The sequence below is a fragment of the Bradyrhizobium sp. P2_E8 genome (assembly GCF_056403875.1).
In genome coordinates this window covers 1-3407 of record NZ_JBFUES010000825.1, presented here as the reverse complement: position 1 = coordinate 3407, position 3407 = coordinate 1, and the positions used below count along the sequence as shown (strand labels likewise).

At 66.0% G+C, this 3407-nt stretch carries 4 protein-coding genes; 3 read left to right on the top strand and 1 reads right to left on the bottom strand.

Annotated features, from left to right (window positions below):
• Nucleotides 1-102: 102 nt before the first annotated feature.
• Complete coding sequence (locus tag AC1D00_RS32545) at nucleotides 103-510, top strand: nuclear transport factor 2 family protein (protein WP_027546142.1); 408 nt, start codon at nucleotides 103-105, stop codon at nucleotides 508-510.
• Between the two features lie 67 nt (nucleotides 511-577).
• On the opposite strand, the gene AC1D00_RS32540 is transcribed toward AC1D00_RS32545, so the two are convergent.
• Nucleotides 578-1294 carry an HAD family hydrolase gene (locus AC1D00_RS32540; protein WP_477013488.1) on the bottom strand — a complete coding sequence of 239 codons (717 nt, stop codon included), beginning with the start codon at nucleotides 1292-1294 and terminating at the stop codon, nucleotides 578-580.
• 156 nt (nucleotides 1295-1450) lie between these two features.
• On the opposite strand from AC1D00_RS32540, the gene AC1D00_RS32535 reads away from it, so the two are divergent.
• Both AC1D00_RS32535 and AC1D00_RS32530 read left to right on the top strand, forming a co-directional pair.
• On the top strand, nucleotides 1451-2302 hold the full coding sequence (locus tag AC1D00_RS32535; protein ID WP_477013487.1) for an SDR family oxidoreductase: 852 nt from the start codon (nucleotides 1451-1453) through the stop codon (nucleotides 2300-2302).
• Nucleotides 2303-2424: 122 nt separating this feature from the next.
• Nucleotides 2425-3407, top strand: a 983-nt coding sequence (locus tag AC1D00_RS32530) for a serine hydrolase domain-containing protein (RefSeq protein WP_477013486.1), incomplete at its 3' end; no start/stop codon positions are given.

Genomic DNA, 3407 nt, shown 5'->3' with positions numbered 1-3407 from the left:
CGTTTCCGCCTGACGGCAATCCCGAACGTCGATGCTGCACTGCGGTCAAAGTCGACGGAAGTCTCGCTTGATTTTTGCCTGTCCTTGGCCCACCCGAGAGCCATGGCAAAGGACAGCAAGGTCATCGCCGCGAACGCGGCCTTCTACGCCGCCTTTTCGACGGGCGACTTCGCCGGGATGGAACGGATGTGGGCGGATGACGACGCCATTTCCTGCATCCATCCCGGCTGGCCGGCGATCATCGGGCGGGCCACCGTGATCGGGAGCTGGCGCGACATCCTGCAAAATCCCGAGCGGCCGCAGATCGTCTGCGCCGAACCGCAGGCCATCGTCGACGGCGACAGCGCGCGCGTGCTCTGCATCGAGATCGTCGACGGCACCGCCTTGGCTGCGGCCAACCATTTTCGCCGCGTCGGCGACGACTGGCGCCTGGTTCACCATCAGTCGAGCCCGATTGCGCAGATTGTCGAGCAGGCTGAAGACGATAGAACGAGTCACCGCGTTCACTGAAGGCGGCAGGGACGCACGCCCGTTCTACTGTGCATGGGGTTGTTTTTCAGTTTTTGAGTTGGCGACCTCATCCCAGCCCCGACAGATCGTCCAGCACGACCCGCGCCGCGCTGAAATCATCGTCCCGGAAGAACATGCTGCGCGTGATCAGAACCGGGATGTTCGCCCGCGACGCCGCGATCAGCCCGTTGGCGGAATCCTCGATCGCGACGCAGCCGGAAGCCTCCAGCTTCAGCCGCGCCAGGACTTCGAGATAGACATCCGGCGCAGGCTTCTTGTCGCGGACGTCGTCGCCGGCAACGATCGCATCGAAATCCGCGGCCCAGCGCATCCCCAGCGCTTGCGACAGCAGCGCATCGATGTTGCCGTGTGAGGTGGTGGTCGCGATCGCCAGCCGCTGGCCGCGCGCCTTCGCCGCGGTGAGAAGGTCGGTCACGCCGGGCCGCAGCGGGCAACAGCCCGTCTCGATCAGTTCGGCGTAATGCGCGGTCTTGACGCGGTGGAGTTCGGCGATGTCGGCATCCGATAATGGCGACGCGTTCTCTCGCCTTCCATGGTAAGCGCGAATGCGCTCCTTGCCGCCTGTCACCCGCAGCAGGTCCTTGTAGACGGCGCGATCCCAATGCCAGTCGAGACCGTGGCGGACATAGGCGTGGTTGAAGGCCTGCCGATGCAGTTCCTCCGTCTCGGCAAGGGTGCCATCGACATCGAAGATCAGCGCGGCCGCGCGCCGGATCAGTTCGCTGGCGTCGGTTGGCTCAATGGTGGCCGCTTCTGCCTGCATGATCGACACTTCCCGCATGACGTCTCCGTGACGAGCGATCATCGCCTGCACTGGCAGGCGCGTAAAATTGCAATATCTTTTGCCGGACCCAAAAATCCCTTATGAGCGGGGGCGCGCCGGCGCGCGAACGGGAACTCCGACCTGCACGGGAGCGGCATGCGGCTYTTCATTCTAGGCTTCGGCTACAGCGCCAGGCATTTCGTCCGCAGATTCGGCGGCGCCTTCTCGCACATCGCCGGCACGGTGCGCGATCCCGCGAACCGGGACGACCTTGCAGGCATCGAGGTGCATCCGTTTTCCGGGAGCCGTCCGGCCCGCGAGACGGTTGAACGCATCTGCGACGCCGATGTCCTTCTGGTATCGGTCCCGCCCGGCAGCGGCGGCGATCCCGCAATCGCGGCCTTCGCGGACGTGCTGGCCGCGGGCCGTCAGCGCAAGATCATCTACCTGTCCACGATCGGCGTGTATGGCGATCACGCAGGCAGCTGGGTGGACGAGAGCAGGCCGCCGCAGGCCGCCCTCGACCGCACACGCATGCGGCTCGCAGCGGAGCAGGCCTGGACGGATATGGGGCGCGGCGATGTCGCGATCCTGCGGCTTGCAGGCATCTACGGTCCCGGCCGCAACGCGCTGGTGACGCTGCGCACCGGAACGGCCCGGCGCATCATCAAGCCCGGACAGGTCTTCAACCRCATCCACACCGACGACATCGCAAGCGCAATCATGGCCGCGGTTCATCACCAGGGCAGCGGCACCTGGAACGTCTGCGACGACGAGCCCGCACCGCCGCAGGACGTGATCGCCTACGCCGCGGAGCTCATGGGCGTTGCGCCGCCGCCCGAAGAGGCGTTCGAGACTGCCGAGATGTCCGCGATGGCACGCAGCTTCTATGCCAGCAGCGCCCGTGTCTCCAACGCGAAATTGAAGCGCGAGCTCGGCGTCACGCTCGCCCATCCGACCTACCGGCACGGCCTGGACGCGCTGTGGCGCGCCGGCGAAGGACGGTAGGTCCGGCCATCTCCGGCGCGTCCCAGACATGCTCTGCCCGCGCTTGACTTCGCTCTGGTGCGATCGTGATCTACGCATTCAGCGAGCCACTGCATAACGAGCTCGCCCCTTGGGAGGATACAATGAAGAAGACGATCGCCATGATCGCGGCGGCGGCTGCCGTCATCACGTTCGGTGCGGCGCGCGCCGCACCGCTGCCCGAAGCCAACCCTGATGACGCCGGCTTCTCGAAGCAGGGTCTTGCGCGGCTCGACAGTTTCTTCGCGCGCGAGATTGCCGCCAAGCGTGTGCCGGGTGCAGTCGTCGCCGTGGCGCGGGACGGCAAGCTCGTGCACTACAAGGCCTACGGCATGCTCGATCCGGACAAGGGCACGCCGATGCCCGTTGACGCGATCTTCGCGCTGGCTTCGATGACCAAGCCGATGGCAGCGGTCGCCGGCTTGACGCTGATGGAGCAGGGCCGGCTGCCGCTCCAGGCCAGACTGTCCGATTACTATCCCGGCTTTGCCGACATGAAGGTCGGCGTGCCCCAGTCCGACGGCTCGCTCAGGCTCGAGCCACAGGCCTCGCCGATCTTCATCCACGATCTCTACCGGCATACGTCCGGATTGATGTATGGCGGCCGCCCGGACTCATCGAGCCCGGTGGCGCGGCAATACCCTGACGGCGTCGCGCCGGCGATCGAAGGCGAAACCCACGCCTTCATCGAGCGCATCACAAAGCTGCCGCTGGCGCATCAGCCCTCGACCGAGTTCGAATACGGGTTTTCGATCGACGTGCTCGGCGCCGTCGTCGAGAAGGTGAGCGAGCAGCGGCTCGGCGACTATCTCGCCGCCAATGTGTGGCAGCCGCTCGGCATGAAGGACGCGACCTTCCACCCGACCGACGCGCAGCGCCCTCGCCTCGCGCGCCCGTTCGCCAACGATCCGCTGACGGGGAAGCCGCAAGCCATCAAGCTGCTGGACACGCCGACCAGGTTCGACTGCGGCGGCGCCTGTTCGTTCGCGACGATCGGCGACTATATCCGCTTCGGGCAGATGCTGCTCAACGGTGGCGAGCTCGACGGCCAGCGCATCCTCGGCCCGAAGACCGTGCATCACATGAC

What these genes read in the sequence shown, in the direction of transcription:
- AC1D00_RS32545 (WP_027546142.1), top strand. Translation starts at nt 103, where the DNA reads ATGGCAAAGGACAGCAAGGTCATCGCCGCGAACGCGGCCTTCTACGCC.
- AC1D00_RS32540 (WP_477013488.1), bottom strand. Translation starts at nt 1,294, where the DNA reads ATGCAGGCAGAAGCGGCCACCATTGAGCCAACCGACGCCAGCGAACTG.